21 protein-coding genes are annotated in these 23,070 nt (G+C 46.7%); 15 read left to right on the plus strand and 6 right to left on the minus strand.

Features of this window, described 5'->3' with window-relative positions; genetic code table 11:
• Positions 1-213: 213 nt before the first annotated feature.
• The 5 genes from NYE54_RS16145 (at position 214) to NYE54_RS16165 (ending at position 8,948) form a co-directional block, all read left to right on the plus strand.
• A complete protein-coding gene (locus NYE54_RS16145; protein ID WP_339273183.1) occupies positions 214-1,197 on the plus strand; it encodes an alpha/beta hydrolase in 984 nt (327 codons plus the stop codon).
• A gap of 166 nt (positions 1,198-1,363) precedes the next feature.
• Positions 1,364-2,344 carry an alpha/beta hydrolase gene (locus NYE54_RS16150; RefSeq protein ID WP_339273185.1) on the plus strand — a complete coding sequence of 327 codons (981 nt, stop codon included), beginning with the start codon at positions 1,364-1,366 and terminating at the stop codon, positions 2,342-2,344.
• Between the two features lie 129 nt (positions 2,345-2,473).
• Positions 2,474-3,928 (plus strand): alpha/beta fold hydrolase, encoded by a 1,455-nt coding sequence (locus NYE54_RS16155; RefSeq protein WP_339273187.1) that lies wholly within the window; start codon positions 2,474-2,476, stop codon positions 3,926-3,928.
• A gap of 523 nt (positions 3,929-4,451) precedes the next feature.
• On the plus strand, positions 4,452-5,198 hold the full coding sequence (locus NYE54_RS16160; protein WP_339273188.1) for a hypothetical protein: 747 nt from the start codon (positions 4,452-4,454) through the stop codon (positions 5,196-5,198).
• Between the two features lie 231 nt (positions 5,199-5,429).
• Positions 5,430-8,948, plus strand: coding sequence for a discoidin domain-containing protein (locus NYE54_RS16165; RefSeq protein WP_339273190.1), 3,519 nt, complete (start codon positions 5,430-5,432; stop codon positions 8,946-8,948).
• Positions 8,949-9,034: 86 nt separating this feature from the next.
• Here NYE54_RS16165 and NYE54_RS16170 read toward each other — a convergent pair whose 3' ends face one another.
• From NYE54_RS16170 to NYE54_RS16190, 5 genes are all read right to left on the minus strand, one after another.
• On the minus strand, positions 9,035-9,217 hold the full coding sequence (locus NYE54_RS16170) for a DUF2524 domain-containing protein (RefSeq protein WP_076323398.1): 183 nt from the start codon (positions 9,215-9,217) through the stop codon (positions 9,035-9,037).
• Between the two features lie 77 nt (positions 9,218-9,294).
• Positions 9,295-10,098, minus strand: coding sequence for a phosphonate ABC transporter, permease protein PhnE (gene phnE / locus NYE54_RS16175; RefSeq protein WP_339273192.1), 804 nt, complete (start codon positions 10,096-10,098; stop codon positions 9,295-9,297).
• Positions 10,095-10,919 carry a phosphonate ABC transporter, permease protein PhnE gene (gene phnE / locus NYE54_RS16180; protein WP_339273194.1) on the minus strand — a complete coding sequence of 275 codons (825 nt, stop codon included), beginning with the start codon at positions 10,917-10,919 and terminating at the stop codon, positions 10,095-10,097. Before phnE (NYE54_RS16180) ends, phnE (NYE54_RS16175) begins: the two co-directional genes overlap by 4 nt.
• Positions 10,916-11,689, minus strand: coding sequence for a phosphonate ABC transporter ATP-binding protein (phnC, locus tag NYE54_RS16185; RefSeq protein WP_339273195.1), 774 nt, complete (start codon positions 11,687-11,689; stop codon positions 10,916-10,918). The genes phnE (NYE54_RS16180) and phnC overlap by 4 nt, the downstream gene beginning before the upstream one ends.
• 20 nt (positions 11,690-11,709) lie before the next feature.
• Positions 11,710-12,699, minus strand: a complete 990-nt coding sequence (locus NYE54_RS16190) for a phosphate/phosphite/phosphonate ABC transporter substrate-binding protein (RefSeq protein WP_339273197.1) — start codon at positions 12,697-12,699, stop codon at positions 11,710-11,712.
• Between the two features lie 177 nt (positions 12,700-12,876).
• On the opposite strand from NYE54_RS16190, the gene NYE54_RS16195 reads away from it, so the two are divergent.
• From NYE54_RS16195 to NYE54_RS16230, 8 genes are all read left to right on the plus strand, one after another.
• Positions 12,877-14,463, plus strand: a complete 1,587-nt coding sequence (locus tag NYE54_RS16195; protein WP_339273198.1) for a bifunctional UDP-sugar hydrolase/5'-nucleotidase — start codon at positions 12,877-12,879, stop codon at positions 14,461-14,463.
• 232 nt (positions 14,464-14,695) lie between these two features.
• The gene (locus tag NYE54_RS16200) at positions 14,696-14,971 is read left to right on the plus strand and encodes a hypothetical protein (protein ID WP_339273199.1); all 276 of its coding nucleotides are present in this window, start codon (positions 14,696-14,698) and stop codon (positions 14,969-14,971) included.
• Between the two features lie 202 nt (positions 14,972-15,173).
• Complete coding sequence (locus NYE54_RS16205) at positions 15,174-15,674, plus strand: DinB family protein (protein ID WP_339273201.1); 501 nt, start codon at positions 15,174-15,176, stop codon at positions 15,672-15,674.
• A gap of 247 nt (positions 15,675-15,921) precedes the next feature.
• Positions 15,922-17,076, plus strand: coding sequence for a selenium metabolism membrane protein YedE/FdhT (gene yedE, locus NYE54_RS16210; protein WP_339273511.1), 1,155 nt, complete (start codon positions 15,922-15,924; stop codon positions 17,074-17,076).
• On the plus strand, positions 17,066-17,293 hold the full coding sequence (gene yedF / locus NYE54_RS16215; RefSeq protein ID WP_339273202.1) for a sulfurtransferase-like selenium metabolism protein YedF: 228 nt from the start codon (positions 17,066-17,068) through the stop codon (positions 17,291-17,293). The genes yedE and yedF overlap by 11 nt, the downstream gene beginning before the upstream one ends.
• A gap of 155 nt (positions 17,294-17,448) precedes the next feature.
• Positions 17,449-17,889 (plus strand): helix-turn-helix domain-containing protein, encoded by a 441-nt coding sequence (locus NYE54_RS16220; protein WP_339273203.1) that lies wholly within the window; start codon positions 17,449-17,451, stop codon positions 17,887-17,889.
• Positions 17,889-18,620 carry an ABC transporter A family member gene (locus NYE54_RS16225; protein ID WP_339273513.1) on the plus strand — a complete coding sequence of 244 codons (732 nt, stop codon included), beginning with the start codon at positions 17,889-17,891 and terminating at the stop codon, positions 18,618-18,620. Before NYE54_RS16220 ends, NYE54_RS16225 begins: the two co-directional genes overlap by 1 nt.
• Positions 18,617-19,354: an ABC transporter permease gene (locus NYE54_RS16230; protein WP_339273205.1), complete on the plus strand. Its 738-nt coding sequence runs from the start codon at positions 18,617-18,619 to the stop codon at positions 19,352-19,354. Before NYE54_RS16225 ends, NYE54_RS16230 begins: the two co-directional genes overlap by 4 nt.
• A 149-nt stretch (positions 19,355-19,503) precedes the next feature.
• Here the strand turns inward: NYE54_RS16230 and NYE54_RS16235 are convergent, their stop codons facing one another.
• Positions 19,504-20,625 (minus strand): DUF4261 domain-containing protein, encoded by a 1,122-nt coding sequence (locus tag NYE54_RS16235; protein ID WP_339273207.1) that lies wholly within the window; start codon positions 20,623-20,625, stop codon positions 19,504-19,506.
• A gap of 276 nt (positions 20,626-20,901) precedes the next feature.
• Here NYE54_RS16235 and NYE54_RS16240 point away from each other — a divergent pair, with 276 nt between their 5' ends.
• Positions 20,902-21,312, plus strand: coding sequence for a GNAT family N-acetyltransferase (locus NYE54_RS16240; protein WP_339273208.1), 411 nt, complete (start codon positions 20,902-20,904; stop codon positions 21,310-21,312).
• A gap of 141 nt (positions 21,313-21,453) precedes the next feature.
• Positions 21,454-22,842 carry a hypothetical protein gene (locus tag NYE54_RS16245; RefSeq protein ID WP_339273210.1) on the plus strand — a complete coding sequence of 463 codons (1,389 nt, stop codon included), beginning with the start codon at positions 21,454-21,456 and terminating at the stop codon, positions 22,840-22,842.
• Positions 22,843-23,070: the final 228 nt, after the last annotated feature.

Consider the following 23,070-nt stretch of genomic DNA (forward strand, 5'->3'; position numbering starts at 1 on the left):
AAGGTGGATGTATAGAATGTCCATCCGGATTGTCTAAACCGTATTTTCATGCCACGTTTCACATGCAAGCTTTCTTGTATGTGAAACGTGGCATTTTTTTGTTAGTTCATACTCCGTTCATGTTGTCGTCATGGTGAGGACATCTTGGTTGGTTAGGCTTGCATGAACGGCTTGTTATGGCCATTAACCAGATGAGGACAGGAGCAGATGTGTGTGACAAAAGAAAGAGAGAAGAAAAAATGGGGTGGAACCAAATCGAGGAAAGTAATAAACATTTTGCTTAAAGTATTAGGTGCAATCGTTATAGCTATCCTACTTTTTGTTGCCGCCGTGTATACCGTTAACAAAATCAGCAGTCATTCGGAGCAGAAGAGATTGGAACCTTATGGTCAGCATGTATCTGTAGATGGGAATCAGATGAATGTCACCATTCAAGGAAAAGGCGAAGAAACCGTCGTGATTTTACCCGGCTTTGGAACGGCATCGCCAGCACTTGATTTTAAACCGCTTATTTCAGAGTTATCCCCACATTATAAAGTCGTCGTCGTAGAGCCTTTTGGTTACGGATTGAGCGATCAGACCGAAAAGGAACGCAGCACGGCAAATATCGTAAGTGAGATTCATGAAGCTTTACAGAGTCTCCATATTGATCGTTATATCCTTATGGGCCATTCCATTTCCGGGATCTATAGCCTGGATTATGTGAACAAATATCCTAATGAAGTACGTGCATTTGTCGGACTGGATAGTAGTGTTCCAGCGCTGAGTGAACAAAAGATTGATTCGTCAGAAACACAACCGATTAAATGGTTCCGCAACTTAGGTTTCGCCCGATTACAATTGAAACTGAGTGCTGACCCTTATGATGGACTGCCTTATGATGAACAAACGAAAGAACAATTGAACATTCTGATACGCAAAAACATGTATAATACCACTCAATTAAATGAGGCAGAAAGCATGTATTCCAACTTTAAAGCAGCTGAACAGCTAACTTTCCCTCCGAATCTTCCTGTTATTTTCTTTATTCAAAAGAATCACCCGGCAACGGACAGATGGATTCCCGAGCACGAGAAGTTAATAAAGGATTCTATACATGGTGAAGTGGTGCTGCTGGAAGCGAACCATTATTTGTATCGTTCCCATGCCAAAGAAATTGCTGAAAGATTCAGGGGATTTATAAAGGAAATTCAATAATGCCCGCCAATTTATCCGCCAATGACGTCGCAGTAATTATTCATTTATTTGCTTGTTCATACTCCGTTCATATTGACGTCATGGGGAGTACATCTTCATTGGTTAAGATTTCATTAGTAGCAAAGAAGAAAACTCAACAAACAGTTCAAGACAGGAGACGATGAGAGTGACACAACCAGAGGAAAAGAAAGCGAAGAATGGATCGAGGGCCAAAAAAGTACGAAACATGATACTTAAAATACTAGGAGCAATCGTAATTGCCATTGTTCTGTTTCTAGGTATTGTTTATATCACGAATGTGATCAGTAGCAATTCGGAGGCGAAAAAGATAGAGCCCTACGGCCAGCACGTATCTGTAGACGGGAAAAATATGAATGTGTTCATTCAAGGCGAAGGTAAGGAAACGATCGTGCTTCTTCCAGGTTATGGAACAGCTGCACCAGCGCTTGATTTCAAGCTGCTCATCGATGAGCTATCTCCATATTACAAAGTTGTGGCGGTTGAGCCTTTCGGTTATGGATTAAGTGATGGAACTGAAAAAGAACGAACCACAGAGAATATCGTAAGTGAGGTTCATGAAGCTCTACAACAGCTTAACATTAACCAATACATGCTCATGGGCCACTCCATTGCAGGCATTTACGGCATAGATTATGTGAACAAATATCCAAACGAGGTGACTGCCTTTGTCGGAATCGATAGCAGTGTACCAACACAACCGGGTATGGATGTTAAATTCCCATTAAAAACGTTCGCATTTCTTAAAAAATCAGGTCTCCAAAGATTGGCGGTCAAATTTGGTAGTGACCCTTATACCGGACTCCCATTTGATGACCACACTGTAGAGCAGATGAAAATGCTGTCGAATAAAAACTCAAATAGTTCCACGATGTTGAATGAGATGGACCATATTTCTTCCAATTTCAAAGGGGCTCAAGGTTTAACATTCCCTAAAGATCTTCCACTTCTTCTCCTTATACAGGCGAATAATACAGGCGTAGAAGGATGGATACCTTTGCACGAAGGACAGATCAAAGACTCGGTACATGGAAAAGTAATAACAATGGATGGCGAACATTATTTACACCATACATTATTTAAAGAAATAGCTGAAGACGTTAGAGCATTCATGAACGAAGCGAAGTAAATATCCTGTAAAAGTCTACTCGTGATTTCCCAAATGTGTATAAATGAATATGAAAAGCCGTTCTGTGGTGCGGTATTTCCATAGTATGTGCAATTCGGCTGACAACCGTGATGACAGAGAGGAATTTAAATGAGATTTTTTGAGATACTTTTAGTTCTATCCTGCTTCGCTTTACTCGTAGATCTATTGTTTATGAAAAGAAGCGCAAAGAAAACAGGATTGGGTGTGGGTATAGGAAGTAGCGTTATATTATTAGTTCAATTGTTTGTTGAGGGATACAGATGGCAGTTACTTTTGGTATATATTATGACGGCGCTATTCATACTCATCGTTTTATTGAGACATTCAGGTAAGATGGTGAATCTAAAAATAGGGAAGCTGTTGAAGTATAGTTTATCTTCCCTAATCGTCATTTTACTTGTTGTATCTACCGGCTTGGCTGTATACTTGCCAGTCTTTGATTTGCCGAAGCTTGAAGGTCCAGAGAAAGTGGGTACTCAAACATTTCATTTTACAGATCAGAACAGAGATGAAGTCTTAACTGAAGATCAAAGCGATAAGAGGGAGCTAATGGTTCAAGTTTGGTACCCTACTGAAAATAGGAATAACAACAAGCGTGGAACTCTTTTTCCAAATGATAAAGAAATGTTCAAAAAGTTTATTCAGAGCTTCTCTACTTCTTTAAAGCTGCCCAACTTTGTGCTCGATTACTGGAAGTATAATAGAACCAACTCTTATGAAAATGTAGAAATATTACCTTCTACAAGTCCTTATCCTTTGGTACTGCTATCTCATGGTATGGGAACCAGTAAAGTTCTACATGCATCACAGGCCGAGAATCTGGCCAGTCATGGGTTTATCGTGGTCACAATTGATCATACGTATAGCACCTTTGCTACCATTTTTCCGGATGGCCGGGTAACGGACTATAAAACTAAGATGACCACCGTAGAAGATCGCAGGGAAATAGGAAATATATGGACACAAGACGTGGAGTTTGTAATCGATCAAATTGAAAAGCTAAATTCAGGTGCAATTGAAAGTCAATTTAAAGGGAAAATAGATTTAAATAACTTAGGCGTAATGGGGCATTCTTTTGGGGGTGCAACGGCATTTAATACAACTTATTTAGATCATAGAGTCAAGGCCGGGATTAATATGGACGGGTCACTATATGAAGTGGAAAATAGAGATGATATAAACAAGCCGTTTATGTTCATCAGATCGGGAAGTTTTGAAGACTGGTTAGCCAATTTTGAAATTGATAGAAATTCGGATGACGAAGTAACTAAATCTCTTTCAGATGAGCTGCACATTATGAAAAATGTAATCAATCATGGGGGAAATGTGATTTATGTAGAAGGAACCCAACATTTCAATTTCACGGACCTTCAATTCTATTCAGAGTTGATTAAACTGACGGGGATAACAGGAGATATCAATGGTAAAAGAGGATCAAACATCGTAAATCAATATGTACTCGATTTCTTTAATAAGCAGCTGAAAGGAACAAGTGGCAATCTGCTTCAGGGACCGAGCGACATGTATCCAGAGGTGAAGTTTATAGATCCGGAAGAACTTTAACCGATCATGTCCGACGGAGTAGAGTGAATTCGTCTTTAGTAAAAGGAGTACCGCCAACAAATTAACGAAAATTTACGCTCAGGATGGATCAATAGTTAAAAAGCCGGATTTTCCTACTTTAAGGAATCCGGCTTTTTGTTTGATAAATGAGTTACGATTTATGAATCTCTTTCGTAGTATTATTCAACGCTTTAGCCCCATCAACTCGTTATTTCTTCGATGATGTTACCGTTTTGTGTTCAATAACTTGTAATACTTTTGGTTCAATAGCTTTTAACATTTATTCACTTTGCATTCAGAGGGCCCTCCTAGGTAAGCAGCTTACACACTATATTGTCTCTCTATCAAAAAAAGGTTCGGTTTTTTTTATTTATTTTTTTCGAGAACGAGTAGGTAAACCCGGCTACCTAACTATTATACAGTCCGTTTACATTCGACTATTTAGCTAGGTGTCAATGTCACAAAAGCCTTGTTCGGTATTGTTATATACATTGAAAAAAGAAACCACAAGGAGAAATGACCTATGAACAAAAGTATGAAAATAACAGTTGCTGCGCTAAGCGGTGTATTGATGCTGGGCGCCATGAATATTGCGGCGGAGGCAGCACCAGGGAAACCTGCAAGCACGGCAGCCGCTGTGAGCAAAGTGGCACAATTGGAAAAGGAGGAAATATCCAGAATTAGTAAATTGCTTCAGGAGAATCCGGATGACTCTTATATGGTCTACGTAAGCAATGAACTGACCAATAGAAAAGGTCTGGAGACGTTCGCTATGGGGAACATTCATCCAGAGTACACTACCTATGATGATTATTGGAAGAAAGCCTCTACTTTAAAAGAACCGGTACTGAAAGAGCCGAATAAACTGCCAGAGAATTATCGCTTTGTATCGGGGGAAATACTCGGTCCATACAGCAGTGAATATCATAATGAATTGAAGGCAGAAGCTAAAAAGCTGAAAAAGCAAGTTCATTCCAAAAAAGTGAATTGGACGAATTCAAGCATGATTTCATTACAATATAAGAACGGAACCGATTATGTTACATTTCAAAGCACACGGCTTGATCCGAAAGATAAGAAGCAGAAAGGATATACCTATACAACCGCTGAGGAAGTGAAAAAGAAACATCCTAAGCTTGGTAAGGAATTTATAACCAACACGCTTTCCTGGATCGAAAATGGCAAGTCATTCAGCATCTCAACCAATCCGGGTAATCCGTTGACAGAAGTAGACCTGATTAAAATGGCTAAAACGGCGGTCAAAAAGTAAGAAGAATAACCATATTAAGTTTTAAATTGATATAGAAGACAAATATAAAAGGTTTTGAGTGAAATAGGGTGCAAGTAGGAAATAAAATTCTATCTACTTGCACCTTTTTGTAATATTATAGAAATGTTCATATCAAGTAAGCGTTTACTTTGGAGGCTGCGCATTTGAAAAGGAGGGATGAATTCAGAGTTAATCCGTGTATTTCAATACTGGATAATATGGAGGGAACTGATGAAGAAAACCGTTTATATCAAGATCGTTTGTCTGTTGTTGAGTTTGGTTGTAGGAATAACTTCGGCATTTGCGGCAGTTCAACCTGATAGCGCACAGGCGAAGACGAAACAGGAGAGCGGGAATGTTGAAATCAGCGATCCTGACGCCATTATAACCTTTCCTGAGAACAAGAATGACACGCCACCAAGCGTTACAGATGTCGTGTATGACAAGGAAGGCAATATAATGACCAATGGGCAATCAGATGATGAAGCGGCTCGGCTCCTTGCAGAGGCAACATTCAGCGGGACGAATCTCGCCCTGAATGCTCCAGCATTTTCATCGGGTAATGAAGTGGATTATTTGACGCCTGACTTGGCGGTTGACGGCAAGGGCAATACAAGATGGTCCTCGGCTATAGAAGACGATCAGTGGTTCTATGTTGATCTGGGCGAGAAGAAATCGTTCGACCGGGTAGTCATTCGCTGGCAAACTCCAGCCGATACATACAAGATTCTTGTGTCGGATGACGCTCAGACCTGGGTCAATGTCAAGGACAATGACGGAATTATCCAATGCAAGGGGGGCGTGGAAAGCGTCGATTTCCCTTCGCTTGAGGCTCGTTACGTGAAATTTCAAGGCGTTAAGCGAGCACCTGTCGAAGGAACGCTGTATGGCTATTCCTTTTATGAATTTGAAGTGTATCAGTTGAATGATTTGCAATCTGTGATCGATAGGGTTGCTGGTGTTCTGAACGTGCAAGCCGGACAAACCAAGCTGGATTGGTCTGCAGCAGAGGTGCCGGATGGATACAGCGTGAGTGTATATGGAAGCGACAGGCTCCCTGTCATTGACCTTGAAGGAAATATCCGTACCCCGCTTGTAGACGCCAAGGTGAATCTGGTCATCCAAGTGGAGGATCTGAACCAACCGGATCGGAAACTACTGTCGGACAATATGACCGTCATCGTTCCGGGCTTGCATGAGCAAACACCGGATCGCAATGCCGAGCCGGATGTCATACCTTCGCTGCGTGAGTGGTATGGAGACTCTGGCAATTACACATTAACCGAATCCTCGCGCATTGTGGTGGATCCGAAGGATGAATCGGTATTGCGCAAGGCTGCGGAGATCACACGCGATGATCTGTTGGATCTCACAGGTTATGAGCTGGAAGTGACAGCAGGGCAGCCGCGATCCGGTGATCTCTACCTAGCTATTGATCCGTCCTTGTCCTGGCTTGGGGATGAAGGGAATGTGTTCAAGGTGAGCGAGTACGTTTCAATTACCTCATCTTCGGCGACAGGATCCTTCTTCGGCACGAGAACGGCGCTCCAAATCATCAAGCAGAACGAGGATCGCACGATTCCGCGTGGGGAAGCGAGGGATTACCCGAAGTATGAGAAGCGGGGACTTATGATCGACGTTGCCCGCAAATATTTTACGATCGATTTCCTGCGGGACTATGTAAAGCAGTTGTCTTGGTACAAAATGAATATGTTCCAAATCCACTTGAACGATGATGTAGGGACTCCGTTCGCGGATGGAACGACGGCAGCATATCGCTTGGAGAGCACCATGTATCCCGGACTTGCAAGCGGGAACGGGCACTACACGAAGCAAGAATTCAAGGAGTTGCAATTGATGGCTATGGATTATGGCATCAACGTGGTTCCGGAAATTGATACTCCTGGACATTCCCGCGCATTCACTTCCTATAATCCGGCACTCGGGGATGAGCGGGGATTGGATATTTCCAAGCCCGAAACGGTGGAATTTGTCAAAAGCTTGTTCAATGAATACTTGGATGGAAGCGATCCGACCTTTGTCGGGCCTGAAGTGCACATCGGCACGGATGAATACTGGGGACCGGATATCGAGCGATTCCGTTGGTACATGGACACTCTTGTGAAGCATATCAATAGCAAGGGCAAGCATCCGATCATGTGGGGAGGCTTGACCATGTACAACGGGACCACACCGATCAGTAATGATGCAACGATGGGAATCTGGTATGAACCGTATGGTGCACCGCAGCAGGCCGTGGATCTCGGTTATGACGTCATCAACTCCCAAAATGTCTTTTTGTATATCGTGCCTACGCTCTATGGGAATTACTTGAACTCGCAATTCCTATATAACGAGTGGGAGCCGAACAAATGGGAGAACACAACGCTGCCGCTTGGCCATCCGCGCGTGAAGGGCGGCATGTTCTCAATGTGGAACGACGTGTCCGATGCGAACAGCGTATCCATGGACGATGCGCATATCCGTTTAATGCCTGGAATTCAGGTGGTCGCAGAGAAGATGTGGACCGGGACGAGAGACGACAAGTCCTTCTCCCAATTTGAACAGCGGACGAAGATTCTTGGCGATGCGCCGAATGCTGACCGTTCTCACAAAATTACAGTGAACAATCAAGATCATCTGGTCATGAAATATTTGTTCGATCAAGGCTTCAAAGATGATTCAGGCAACGGCTTTGACGGAAAAGGCGTCAATGTCGATATAACGGACGGCAAGTACCAGCAGGGTGTTCGCTTCAATGGAGGAAAGAGTTATGTCGAAACGCCGGTGGATGCGATTGGGTTCGGGTGGACCGCTTCCATGTGGATTAAGCCCGACAAGAACAATCCCGATGATGCCGTATTGATGGAATCGCCTGCAGGAACTTTGAAGCTGAAGCAAGGTAAGACAGGAAAGCTCGGATTTACCAAGGAGCATTATGACAGTACCTTTAACTATGTTGTCCCGGAAGATAAGTGGACGCATATTTTGCTGAAAGGCGATGACAAAGGCGTATCGCTGTTCGTCAATCTTGACGAATATGTGGAACGGCTGGAAATGCAATATCCGAAAATGCACACGCTCGTCCTGCCTACACTGCGAATCGGCAGCGAGACGAACGCGTTTAAGGGTGTACTGGATAATGTTGTCATCCACAACAAAGCGATCGAGCTGTTGAGCACGGAAAATCTTGCGCTTCACAAGTCGGCGGAGTCCTCGGAAACGGAATTTCCGTATTATTCTCCTGATATGGCCGTGGATGGCAATGAATCCACCCGCTGGTCCAGTGCGTACGTGGATGATGCCTGGTTTCTTGTGGATCTAGGAGAGAACAAGGAAATAAATAAAGTCACTATAAAGTGGCAGGGCGCTTACGCGGAGAAGTATCAGATTCTGGTGTCGGATGACAAGACGAACTGGGAGAATATTTCCGGCGAAGGCGGCGTCATAGAGTCTAAGGGAACACTGGACATTCTGGAGTTCGACACTAAGCAAGCCCGATATGTGAAGTTCCAAGGCGTGAAGAGGGCAACCGTCTTCGGCAACTCGTTCTTTGAGTTTGAGGTGTATTCACCGGGGAACATCCCTGAATATAAGGAGCTGATTGCCAAGATGGAGTTCCTTCTCACGAAGGTGAACGAAAACGCAAAGCTGCATCAATTACTGCTTCAGGTATTAAATCGCTATCCATATGACGCGAATCGTCCGATTGATCCTATGAAGACATTAATCAAGCAGATTGGGGAGTAATAGCGAAATAAAAAAAACTCGTATCCTTCACGGATACGGGTTTTTTTAATCATGGAGGGATCTCTAAGAAGAGGTTGGATTGAACGTTAATGGTTAATATCGCACTTGTTCATAATGAAGGAGATTTGATTCTCCAATCGGTTGAGTTGTTCCTGTGTTTCTTGGTCTTCAGCACCTTGTTCCCGCAGAGCGGCAAGTTCTTGCTTTAGCTGATGGAGATCGTCGCTGGCTTTCGCGCAGTTATAGTCGCTTTCCAAATTGTCGATCATCATGGTTCCTCCTTGATTGTATGATGTGGTTCTTCACTAGTATGGAGGATACTTCCAAAGTTATTCACGGCCTTCCGTTAAACGAGCTTTTTTCGAATCGCTCCTGATATCAAATCAATCAAGGTAATCATGACGATAATCCCCAGCAAAATAATGCCGACGCGGTCCCAATTCCGTGAGCTCAGCGCGAATATAAGCGGTGTCCCGATTCCGCCTGCGCCGATAATGCCGAGGATGGTTGCGGATCGGAGGTTGATTTCGAAGCGGTAGAGGATATACGACAGAAACCCGGGCAGTACCTGAGGCACAACGGCGAACCGGACAATTTGCAGCCTAGTCGCACCAGCAGCGATCAGCGCTTCGGTCGGGCCCGTATCGATCTGCTCCACCTCTTCGGAGAACAGTTTGCCGAGCATGCCTACTGAATGCAGACCGAGTGCCAGCACGCCTGCAAAAGAGCCGGGGCCCACCGCCTTGATGAACAATAGCGCCATTACGATTTCAGGAAAGACGCGGATGAGGCTGAGCAGCACTTTGCCTGATCCGGAGGCGAATATGGACCCGGTCATGTTGGCAGCGGCCCAGAAAGCGAATGGGATGCAGATGCCAGCCGAGATGATCGTCCCTAGAATGGAAATCGCCAACGTATCCAGCAAACCGCGCAGCAAATCCTCTCCGTCTGGTAAATAGACAAAATCCCAATCGGGTGAAAACAGACCGGAGAAAATAGCTTTTGTCACCTGACCTGCCGTATCTTTAATGCCTGAGTACGGGATCCCCAAGAAAGCCCAGACATAAACGATCGCCAGCACGACGTAGATAAGCCAGCGGAGACGGCTTTTTTTCGGTTGGGGAACGATGTCGTTCCATGATTTGCTCATAACAATTTCTCCCGCAGTTTCGTACTAAGATAGTCGATCATCAGGACGACAATCAGGGTGAAGATGATGATCATGCATGTCTTGTCGTACTCAAAAAATCCGAGTGTCACTTCATAATAATGACCGATCCCGCCAGCTCCCACCAGACCGAGCACGGCAGCGGCACGAATATTGATTTCGAACGTGTAGAGCGTATAAGAAGCGAAATGTGCCCGAATCTGCGGGACTGCACCGTATACGATCAGCTGCGGGAGATTTGCCCCGGCAGCGGTCATCGCCTCCAGCGGGCCAGGGTCTATCGCTTCCAGTGCTTCATAGGTGAGTTTAGCAATCAGACCCAGTGAAAAGACGGATAGGGCAAAAATCCCCGGTAACGGGCCCAGCCCCAATATCGCGACAAAAAAAGCGGCAAGCAAAAGGTCAGGAATGGTCCGGATCAAGTTCAGCAGGAAGCGAACAGGATAGGTGATCCACCGGCTTTTGACCAAATTGCCTGCACACAGCAGCGCAACCGGAACCGCCAGGATGGCGCCGAGCGTCGTGCCGATCAGCGCCATGCGTATCGTCTCCAGCATCGCCTCCCAAATGTTGTCGAGATAGCTCCATTTCGGCGGAAACATCTCCCGCAGCAGGTCAAGCATGTTCGGCAGTCCTTCCACAAGCTCCTTGAAGGTAGCGTCCGTCTGCAGCGCACTACCCCAGACGAGAAGCAGCAGTATAGCCGCTGTCATGTAATGCTTCAGTTTGCCCGGCGGTTTTGGGCGAGGAAGGGGAGCCTGACCTGATTGTTTGAATGGCGCCGTTTCCAGTTCCATCTTCATACAGCCGTTTCCTCCAATAGCTCATCTTTGCCGAATGGCCGCCCGTATATTTCCGTAAACCGCTCGTCCGTCGCTTCCGATAACGGTCCGTCAAAGACAACCTCCCCGGCACGCAATCCGATAATCCGTGTAGCATACTGCCGGGCCAGATCGATCGAATGCAGATTCACGATCGTCGTAATTTCGGATTCCGTGTTAATTCGTTTGAGATCATCCATGACCTGCTTCGTGGTCAAAGGATCGAGGGAAGCAACCGGCTCGTCCGCCAGTATGATCTTGGCCTCCTGCGCGAGCACTCGGGCAATCGCGACCCGCTGCTGCTGTCCGCCGGACAGTTCATCGGCACGAGCATACGCCTTCTGGACAATGCCTACCCGGTCCAGCGCCTGAAAGGCCAGATCCACATCGGCCTTCGGAAATCGGCCAAGCAGGGTGAGCAGGGTGGAATGGTATCCGACGCGTCCGGCGAGCACATTGCGGAGTACGGAAGAGCGCTTCACAAGATTGAAGCTCTGAAAAATCATGCCGATATCCCTTCGGATGCGGCGCAGTTCTTTGCCCTTGGCCGCTGTAATCGATTTACCGTCGATCACGATTTCGCCTTCGGTAATGTCGTGAAGCCGGTTCATCGACCGCAGCAGGGTCGACTTCCCGGCGCCGGACAGCCCGACGATCGCCACGAATTCGCCGCGGCCGATCGTCAGATTGATATGGTTCAGTGCTTTGGTTCCATTAGCGTAATTTTTCGAAACGTTGCGAATTTCAATCATGGCACCCAGTCCCTTATCCTTTACTCGGTCTTTACCTTTTCGCCGTATTCACGGACAATCTCAAATTGAGTGTCATCCGATTTTACATATCCTTCATGGGTGTAAATTTCGGAAATGATTTTGTGGCCTTCTTCGTCCTGGCCGATCTCGATAAATGCATTCTGCAGCTTCTGGGTCCATTCTGCGCTCATATCGGAGCGCACGCTGATTGTATCGTTTGGAATTTTCTCCGTATAGGTCAGCACACGCGTATCTTCAAACACGGTTGGATAATCGGTCTTAACGACATTTCGGGCATCCTGGAAGATGGCTGCTGCATCGACATCGCCGTTCAACACAGCAAGGACAGCTTGGTCATGACCTTTAACCGTAATCGGCTCGACGTCCTTCAACGGGTCGATTCCGTTATCCATCAGAACTGCGGCCGGCCATACATAACCGGCAGAGGAAGACACGTTTTGGTAAGCTATTTTTTTGCCCTTCAGGTCGGCAACGGATTGGATGGCGGAATCCTTTTTCACGATCATCATCGCCTTGTAGAAATCCACAAGTGCATCCGTAGGCTCCCCAGTTTCATCCTTTACGCCAAAGCGCTGGGCCTGCAGAATAACCTCGGCAGCGCCTTTCTCCTTGGCAAGAACATACGCGGTTGGCGGCAGGAAGCCGACGTCTACTTTTTTGGAAGCCATCGCTTCTACAATCGTGTTATAGTCAGTTGATACGCTGACCTGAACGGGGATCCCGATTTTGTCGGACAGCAGCTTTTCAAGCGGCTTGGCTTTGGCTTCAAGCGTGTCGGCATTCTGGGAAGGAACAAATTGGACGGTCAGTTTTTCAGGGACATACCCGGTTGATTCTGTAGCCGTGCTGCTGCCTGTGCTTGTGCCTTGCGAGTTCTCCTGGCCAGCGTTCGCCGCGGCTTTGCCGCCGGTGTCGGTATTACCGCCGCATCCGCTGATGACAGCGAAGGACAATAACAGGGGCATCGTGAATTTCATCCATTTTTTCAAAGCAATGACCTCCATTTTATAAGTTAAATGATATGTCTTACCTGCTTCACTATACGGAGGGAGTGTTAATGGCCTGTCAATGAAATGATAACTTTTTGTAAAGACATGGAATTTTAATATAAAACTGCATTTCGGTTGATAGAATGGCTTGAAGACGATACGAACAGGAGAGATGGTATGAATTCGACGAATAAAATGACGATTGCCGTGCTGGCTACCAGCGACATACACGGGCATCTGTTCCCAACGGATTACCGGACTCAAGACGAACGGAATCTAGGGCTCGGCAAGCTGGCGTCCCTGATCCGTGAAGAGCGGCATATACATCCGGACCTGCTTCTGATCGATAACGGAGATTTGATTCAAGGCTCTCCGCTGGCTTCCTATGCAGTAAAAAGAGGAACCGATATCCACCCTATGATTAGTGCGCTGAATGAACTGGGTTATGATGCAGCCGTTCCGGGTAACCATGAGTTTAATTATGGTATGGAGACGCTCGGACAAGCAGTGCGGGATTCCCGGTTTCCTTGGCTCTCTGCTAGTATCCGGTTGCAGGATAGCAGGGAGCCCGCCCTCGGAAAGCCCTATCTAATCAAGCACATCGGTGGCATCCGGGTGGCGGTGTTGGGTGTGACGACGCACTACATTCCATGCTGGGAGAATCCGTCCCATATTCAGGGTCTCGAATTCCATGATGCCTTGGAAACCGTGAAGGACTGGGTGCCGCGCATCCGTCTGGAGGAGCAGCCCGATGTGATGATCGTGGCGTACCACGGCGGATTTGAGCGCGATATAGAAACCGGAGAACCAGCGGAAAACATCACCGGGGAAAACCAGGCTTACGCCATGTGTGCCGAGGTGGATGGCATTGATGTGCTCATCACCGGACATCAGCATCGGCTGCTGGCCGGGCAGGTGCATGGAGTAACGGTGGTCCAACCCGGCTTCAACGGACAGGCCATTGGCAAGCTCAGCTTGGATCTGACCAGGGAGCAGGAACGCTGGATTATCGCGGAGAAGCGGGCCGAGTTACTGCGACCGGAGACAGGGACGACGGCCGATACGGTGTTGCTCGCTTCCAGCCGGGATATAGAAAGCCGGACCCAGGCATGGCTCGACGAGCCGATCGGACGGGTAGAGGGTGACATGAGCATGAACGATTCTTTCGCCTGTCGGCTAGAGGAGCATCCCTTTATCGAGTTCATCCATCGCGTGCAGATGGAATATGCGGGAGTCAATGTATCCTGCGCGGCATTGCTAAGTGAAGATTCCAAGGGCTTTGGAGAGATTATTACAAGGCGGGATATCCTTACGAATTTCATGTATCCGAATACGCTGGTCGTTCTGCGTTTGACCGGGCGCGACATTCGGGATGCGCTGGAACAGACAGCCTGTTATTTTACGGTCGGCCCAAAAGGGACCCCTGCCGTGAACCCGGCATATGTGAAACCGAAAGCGCAGCACTATAATTACGACATGTGGGAAGGCATTGAATATACAATAAACCTTGCAGAGCCCCCAGGATCTAGGGTCAGCAGGCTGAAATATAACGGCGCCGACTTGCCGGGCGAGATGGAGCTGGATGTGGTCATGAACAGCTACCGGGCAAGGGGCGGAGGGGATTACAGCATGTTTCAGGGGAAAGAAGTGATTCGGGAGATTCTGATCGACAGCGCGGAGTTAGTGGAACGGTATATCTCGGAGCGCGGAAACATTGCGTCTGCATGTAATCACAATTGGGAAATCGTCATAGCGAGGAATTAGCTTGGTGGACAATTGTTATACGTAAAGAGAGGCTTTAAATCTATCAACATGGTTAAAGAAACTATCCTTACCATCGCGGCTTGCGTACTAATTTATTGAGCCCTCTTGAGGGGGGATTGCGGATGCGAAGGGGTCCAAGTTCACGATCTACGCCGGACTGTCCATCCAAGCCGGAACATTACTGCTCCTAACTTGGTTCAACGGTTCGATCTATGGTGTTATTCCATTAATCATGATATGGATGGCCGCCACATGGGCGACATCCCCGGCACAGCAGTTGTATTTCGTTACCTTGGTGCCACAGTCGCCGGATATAGCCTTAAGTGTCAACACTTCGTTTATCCAATTTGGCTTTGCCCTCGGCTCAGGAATCGGGGGATTGGTGATCAGCAGCTCCTCCATTGGCAACCTGGGCTGGTCCGGGTTGGTCACGGTTTTGGTAGCGCTCTTGCTAGCAGTCCGATTGTTCGCTTACGATAAAGTGGCTGAACATGCAATGAGGCTATAGGGGATGGAATCATTATGGAGGCGGATCAGATTTTGCAAAGCAGCTAGAAAGAGGATGAAAAAATATAACTATGACAATCTTTGTCACTATTAGCAGATATGATTGAGCTAAGGATGATCATCTTACATTCTTTTTCATAGTGGGGGGAAGAGAAGTAACGATTTTCATCAAATATTGAATGATAAGAAGGGATGAACCAATCATGTATATAACCGTTTCAGATTTTATTACAGAATGGAAGAGAGAAGCAGAATTAACGCAAAAGGTGTTAGGCAGTTTGACGGATGAATCATTACGGCAGCAAGTCTATCCTGAAGGCAGGACTCTGGGGAGAATTGCGTGGCATTTCGTAACGAATACCCCTGAATACTTGACTGAATTCGGGCTTGCTCTCGATCAGGTAGAAGATTCTGATGAAGTACCCTCCGCGAACGAAATCGCCGAGACCTTTAGAAAAATAAGTTCTGAAGTAGCAATAGCTCTTGAAGCACAATGGACGGATGATACTCTAAAACAAATTCAGAATGCCTTTGGACGTGAGGAATCAAATGCTACTATCTTTATGGGATTGATAAAGCACATTGCTCATCATAGAGGACAGGTTACTGTTCTGATGCGTCAGGCGGGGTTAAATATTCCTGCGGTATATGGACCTTCAAAAGAAGGGTGGATACAAATGGGAGTAGAAAATCCGCCACTTTAAACATGAATAAAGCTCGGGGAACAAAAACATACACGCATTCAAAGTCGCGAACAATCGCGGCTTTTTTGTTTTGACGATGTAAGTTCATGAACAAATTTCATCCCCGCATTGCAGTTTTTATAGTACAATGGAATTTGTGGGTTTTCTTATAGATAAGTATCGTGATTTTAGTGGAAGAGGAGTTTTTGAGCAAGTGAAAAAGTTATATTCAACATGGTTCGGAAGTTATTGGAGTCCTTATCTGGTTATGGCTCTGGCCGGCATTCTCAGCGCGGTCTACTTCGGAATCACCCATACGGTATGGGCTGTAACCGGTGAATTCACCCGTCTCGGAGGGCATATTCTGGAATTCATCGGGGTGGATATATCGGATTGGGCGTATTTCGACCTCGTCCATATGGACGGAACGACATGGACGCGGACCGACGGCTGGATCGTATGGGGCATGTTTATCGGAGCCCTCATTACGATTCTGCTGAGCAGCAACTTCAAGATCCGAATGCCGAGACAGAAACGGCGGTACGTTCAGGGATTTGTCGGCGGAATCATCGCGGGCTTCGGAGCCCGGCTGGCTCTGGGCTGCAATCTCGCAGCCTTTTTTACTGGCGTGCCTCAATTCTCCCTTCATTCCTGGATCTTCATCGTTGCTACTGGCGCGGGCACATTCTTGGGTGCTCGGCTGGTGAACACAAGATGGTGGAAAGGGAAGCCCGTTCTGAAAATGGGCGGTACCGTGCCGTCCGTTAAATCGGGTAAGAACAGGCAACCTTTACTGGGGGCAATGCTAGGTCTTGCGTACATCGCGCTGATCGTATACTTCTATGTAACTGGTCGCACGATGTTAGGGACAGCCGCCCTTTTCGGAGCGGCATTCGGCATCCTGATCGAGCGGGGGCAGATTTGCTTTACTTCGGCTTTCCGCGATCTGTGGATCAGCGGCCGAGCCACGATGACAAAAGCGATTGCTGTCGGGATGGCAGTCAGCTCTGTCGCTACGCTGATCGTAATTCTTGTATACGGTCTGGACCCGATTACAAAAATTGCCGCGCCCAGCACCTTTATCGGTGGATTGCTCTTCGGCCTGGGTATTGTCATGGCCGGCGGTTGCGAAACCGGCATGATGTACCGGCTGATGGAGGGACAAGTTGTCTTTTTACCCGTGTTTATCGGCAACATTATAGGCGCAACCGCTTTGGCATATGCATGGGATCATATGGGGGTATTTAACCTTCTCGTGAAGAGTGGCTCGCCTATTAATCTGATCACCGTCATGGGTCCGGCGGCTGCACTGATTGTTACGCTGCTCATACTCGGTGGAGGATTCGCTGTCGCCGCATACTGGCAAAAAAACTACCGCTTCGGCGTAGGATTCAAGAAAGGGGATGCAACCCATGTCCGTTGATTTCACACTGGACCTCCGGGGGGAATCTTGTCCATACCCGGTCATCTACACACTCGAAACGCTCCGTGATATGAAAAAAGGACAAACGCTTCAGGTCATTTCGGACTGTCCGTCCGCACTTCGCAACGTGCCTGAGGAAGTCGTAAAACACGGCTACACCATGGCACAGGAGCCAGTCAAAAACGGCCAGGAATTCAGCCTGTTTATCCAGGCGTAATGCTATTTATCATAATTGTGTAAAAAGCCTCCCTTCTGACAGGGGGGCTTTTTATGAGCTGTTCTGCGGCAACTGAAAGCAACATGGAATGTTATCCTTGATTGGTGGTTTGCTCGGAAAATGGCTTTATAATGGGAAAAAAGGATATGATTCATATGATTCATATGAATTTGAAGAAATTGCGAAAAAAACACCGATTTACCCAAGAAGAAGTTGCCGAGAAGATCGGCGTGTCAAGACAAGCTGTTGCGAAGTGGGAAAATGGAGAAACTGTACCGGATATTCAGCATTGTACAGCTCTCGCAGATCTGTATGGCGTAGTACTGGATGATCTGGTCCATTACTCCGATAAGCATTCAGACATCGGCCTGCGGCCCAAGGGAAAACATATTTTTGGAATGGTACGGGTTGGGGAACGAGGACAGATCGTGATTCCCAAAAAAGCCAGAGATATATTCGATATACGCCCCGGTGATAGCCTGGTGGTTTTGGGTGATGAAGAGCAGAAGGGAATTGCCATTATGAAAAGCGATGGCTTGCTGCAGTTTGCAGAGGATATATTAAATGCGCAGACATTCGAGGAGGAAGATGAGTGATTGCCATACAAACGATGAATTTAACCAAAAGATACAAGACCAAAACCGCGGTTGATTCACTAAACCTTAAGATCGAGCATGGGGAGCTGTTTGCTCTGCTTGGCGTGAATGGTGCAGGAAAAACAACGACGATTAAGATGCTAACCTGTCTCAGTAAGCCAAGTAGCGGCGACGCGGCTCTGTTAGGAGACAGTATCGTTGCCAATCCATATGCAGTGAAAGAAAAAATTAATGTGTCTCCTCAGGAAACGGCTGTTGCTCGGAATTTGTCCGTGAAAGAGAATCTTGAGTTTATTGCTAAAGTTTACGGATATGACAGTTCAGCTATTGCCGTAAAGGTGGAAGAAATGCTGGATACTTTTAGTCTTCACGAGGTGGCTCAAGATAAAGCCAAGACGCTGTCGGGAGGCATGCAAAGACGACTTAGTATTGCCATGGCTCTGATATCGAACCCTTCGATCCTTTTCCTAGACGAACCCACACTGGGACTGGATGTTATCGCGAGACGGCAGCTTTGGACAGCTATTAAACAACTTAAGGGAAAAATCACCATCATTCTGACAACTCACCATATGGAGGAGGCAGAAGCGCTTTCGGATCGAATCGGGATTATGGCGAAAGGGAGATTAAAGGCAGTTGGAACTGCTGCAGAATTAATAGAAAAGACAAACACTCCAACACTTGAGGATGCTTTTGTATCTTTAGCTGCATTAGAGGAGGCAACAGGATGAGATCTACAGCATTTGCCACACGAAACCACAAAGAAATGGTTAGAGATCCGCTGAATTTGGCCTTTGGCATCGGCTTCCCATTGGTTATACTGTTGTTGCTATCTGCCCTGCAACAGAACATTGAAATTGAACTCTTTGTCATTGATCAGCTTGTTCCGGGCGTTGCCGTGTTCGGGTTCTCCTTCATTTCACTTTTCTCTGGGATGCTTATAGCCAAAGATCGGAGCTCCTCATTTTTAATGAGATTGTATACGGGTCCGCTAACTCCACCGAATTATATCGTGGGATATACATTACCTTTACTTCCGATGGCGTTTCTCCAGGTTGCCATAACCTTTGTTGCGGCTTCATTCTTGGGATTACAAGTAACTTTGAATGTTCTGCTCTCCGTTGTTGTGCTCCTTCCAACAGCTGTTCTGTTTATAGGAATCGGGTTGCTGGCAGGCAGTATATTTAATGATAAGCAGGTAAGTGGTATATGTGGTGCGTTATTGACGAATCTTAGCGCATGGCTTAGCGGCACTTGGTTTGATCTGAATCTTGTCGGCGGTTGGTTTAAAGAGATTGCGTATGTACTCCCCTTCGCCCATGCGGTTGACGCGGGAAGAGCCGCGATTTCAGGAGATTACACTTCGATCTTACCTCACCTGTGGTGGGTGATTGGGTATACCGTGGTTATCATGGTTGTCGCCATTTTCGCGTTTAGGAAGAAAATGAGTGGAGACAACGATTAGTGAATGGACTCATGAAGAGGGACGACTATATGTTACAACCAGAACAATTATTGGATCTCTTGGAAAACTACGAGCTGGAAAGTGTGAAAAGCTCTCCAAGTTAATTGAATGACTTGGAGAGCCTTTTTATTGGAGAAGATTATATTGAATCAGAGCTTGATTTTAAGCGTGTCACCATCAAGATAGACACCCTCGGAACGCATAATCGGCAGCTTCTGCTCCGCCGAAAAGCCAATGGTTTCCCCGTCTCTTAGTGTGACGTTCTGTTCAACGATGTATAAAGAAATATCCATAAGGAATTCACGAAGCTCGGCAGGTGTCACCTGGCTGTCCAGCACTTCGATCTCGTCTTTACCAAAGGCTCTGAGCCCATATGTATATCCATTGACTCCGGATTCTGTACGAACTAGCCCGAAGTATACGAGATTTAACAGTGGAAAAAGATCGTCGGATTTCATGGTTTCAGCCATTTCCACAAAGAGCTCAGGCTGAAATACCGTGCCGGATGAATAGAGACCGACGGCATTTGGCAGCTTCAAACAGCTCGCCGCCAGCTTGGTGTACACCCTGCCGCTATCAAGCGGGGAGGCAGCACGCGAAAACACCGCCAGAATAAGCTGGCTGACATGGGTTTTGGTTACCTCCATAGCCTCTGGCCACAGATAGTTGCCTTGCGCGTAATGCTCAGCCTCGCCATCCGGTACCGGAGCGTCAACGAAGCTGACCGCGATCATGCAGCCGTCTGCCTCAAAGAGCAGAATTCCTTCTTTTTCCTCTCCGGAGCTGCCATCCTCCGGGGAAGAGGAAATATTCCAATCGTGCAGAAGATTTGCTTTGATCTGTTCCAGGTCGCATTCCGGGGAGTTCAACAGAACGAAGCCATTAAATATCCCGGATGATTCATTGGAATCCAGCGTGTTATCCTCTGAAGCTTCCCCTGCCTCATATTGTGCAGCCTGCTTCATCCAATACTCACGAATCATGTTAACCATGGCTACAGCTTCCTGTTCCGCGGTGGAAGGATGATAGGGCTGCATCTCACTGAATACATGTCCACAATGCTCGGTGTCTGACGGACTTTCATAACCGCCGCAAACGCCGACCAGCCATTTGCCAAACAGGGTCTTCTTATATTTGAAAATATAATAATGCATGTCGTGGAGATCAAATTCTCCCGCTAATTCGATTTTGCTGGGTTTATGGCCGAGCTCTTGTTCATTTGCCAGCCATTCGATCATGGAATCCTTAGCTGCTTGTTGTTGAACTGTCATTGTGTTCCTCTCCTTATGTATGTGCGATAGTATAACTGTTATATTCTACCAACCTTTATGGTGTTGGGCAATACTAGAAAAACGCGGATGATTAGCCGATGAGGGAACGTTTTTTTTGGCTGCGGTATTCTCAAATATAGGCAGGATTGATCCATAACCATATTGAATATTTTTACATACATACGGAGGAATGGTGGTGGGTAGGAGGAACTTCTAAGGGTTTCATATGAGCAGAAAATAATATTACGTAACCTGATGGAACTCTATCAATACGATATGAGTCCATATGAAGATGAGCGTGAGAATGACGTTAACGAATTTGGCCTGTACGATTATAAGTATTTAGACCATTACTGGACGGAAGAGGGGCGGTATCCTTACCTTGTTATACAATCGGGGAAGCTGGCCGGATTTGTATTGGTGAGAGAAATTAAAACAGCAAGTGATGCAACTCCAAACTATTCCATGGCGGAATTTTTCATCTTGAAAAAATACCGAAAGCAGTCAATTGGTAAAGAGGCAGCTTTCAAAGTGTTCGAAATGTTTAAGGGCAATTGGAGTATCGCTTGGTTGGAAAAAAATCTGTCAGCCCAAGCTTTTTGGACAAAAGTCATCTCAGAATACAAGGCCGGCGAATATTCCAAAACCATGTTCTCAGGTAACCCTGCAATTGAATTTTGTGTCTAAAGGGTCTTCTTTTCCTTATTCAATAGGTAAAATGAACATGTTATTTTCCCTGATAATAAATCACCTAGAATGAAGAATCATCATAAATCCATCCGGGACGGTCGCCTAACCGCCATCCACTGAATATATCTGGAGTATCAGATGATTCAAGAGAGGATGTTGGCCTTGCAAGCTGTTTCTCATGATCTCGTTCAAGGATGGATTGCCTACACATCGAATCGTGGTGGATCGTTCGACATTTGGCTGTACCGACCACAGGACGGACTTCATGTTCAACTTACTCGGGGACTTGGCGCGGAATTTTCCGTTCCCTATTGGTCGCCCGACAGCAGGAGTATCGCATTTATCGGAATTGGAAATGTGGTCTACTTGCTGAGTATCGCCACGCGTACTGTAGCCAGGATTGACCAAACCGAACCTTTCACGCTGTTGGACTGGTCTCCTGACAACCGGTCTCTGGTGTATGTTAAAAACGACCGAATCGTCGTTTATGATACTATCACGCATCGGAGCTATACCTTCTCAGAGCCAGGAGCTAGTGATGTCCAATGGTTCCCTTCGGGAACGGAGCTGCTATTTGCGGCTCCCGATGCCAGCGGCATCACGCAGCTCTTCCGCATGCGAACCGATGGTACGAACCGGAGACAAATCACGCAAAATACGAACGGACCGCTCCACGACGTTCGGATATCCCCGGACGGAACCTTCGCACTGTATACATTCCCTGGTGCAAGCATCTCCATAATTTCAACTGTGGATTTGGCAACGGGTACCATCTATACGCTGGAAGGCGGACCGCTCGCCAAAAACTATTTTCCGTCATGGTCCCAGGACTCCCAGAGCATCGCCTACAGCGCAACCGCTTATGATGAGCCCAATTATTATTCTCTTATCCAGATCGACAGCCGCACCGGTCAGAATCAACGAACGATTGCGGCATCCGACTGTTTTGCCACTCCCGTAGGGTGGTCCCCGGACGGTATGAAAATCGCGTATTTATCGGGATGCGCAGGTGTAGAAAGTGCAAGTCAGCTCTGGATTGTGGATCTCAGGGATCAGGTGCCGGTGAACGTTGTCAGTGGCGGCCGGATTACAGCCTTGCAGTGGTCTCCTAGAGCCAGAAGGATTTCGGAAAACATCTTTACCAGCTTTGTGTACCGGGTATCCTTTCCATATCCCGCAAACTGGCGTCGGGTCAGTGAAGAGAGATACGAAGGGGCCGACGGTTTTTTTCAGGTATCTGCGATTTCATCGGGTGAAGGTATTACCGAAGTGTGCCACTCTGAAGCCTTTCACCCATTGATGCCTTACGGTTCATCACCAAGAATTGTTCCTGTGAAGATACAAAATCAAGAAGCGTGTTTTATTTTTCCGTCAGCCGACCAACCAGCGGAGATGAATAAGCAGTCCGCCCTGATCGTAAGATACCCACGCCCTGTCCAAATTGGGGAAACGTTCTACAATTATTTTATCTTGTTCGCTGACGTCAACCATATCCGTCAAATTGGCACGCGGTTGTCGTTCATATAGCTAAATATTCCTTCCTTTCAACCACAGAAGATAATTCCTACTTGACAGGTGGTATTAATTGGTTTAATCTAGCCACAGGTATTAAGCTTCAGTCATCATTAAATGATCATTCATTATCTTAGCATTGAACGATAAGGTCAGCCGATTGGTCCACCAAAGGCTCCTGTTTACTCGTTTTGTCGTTAATACGACAAAGGGTAGATGGGGGTCTTTCTGTATTTTCAAGAG

Origin of the sequence: Paenibacillus sp. FSL K6-1330, from assembly GCF_037976825.1 — a bacterium.
Taxonomy (GTDB): Bacteria; Bacillota; Bacilli; order Paenibacillales; family Paenibacillaceae; genus Paenibacillus_AQ.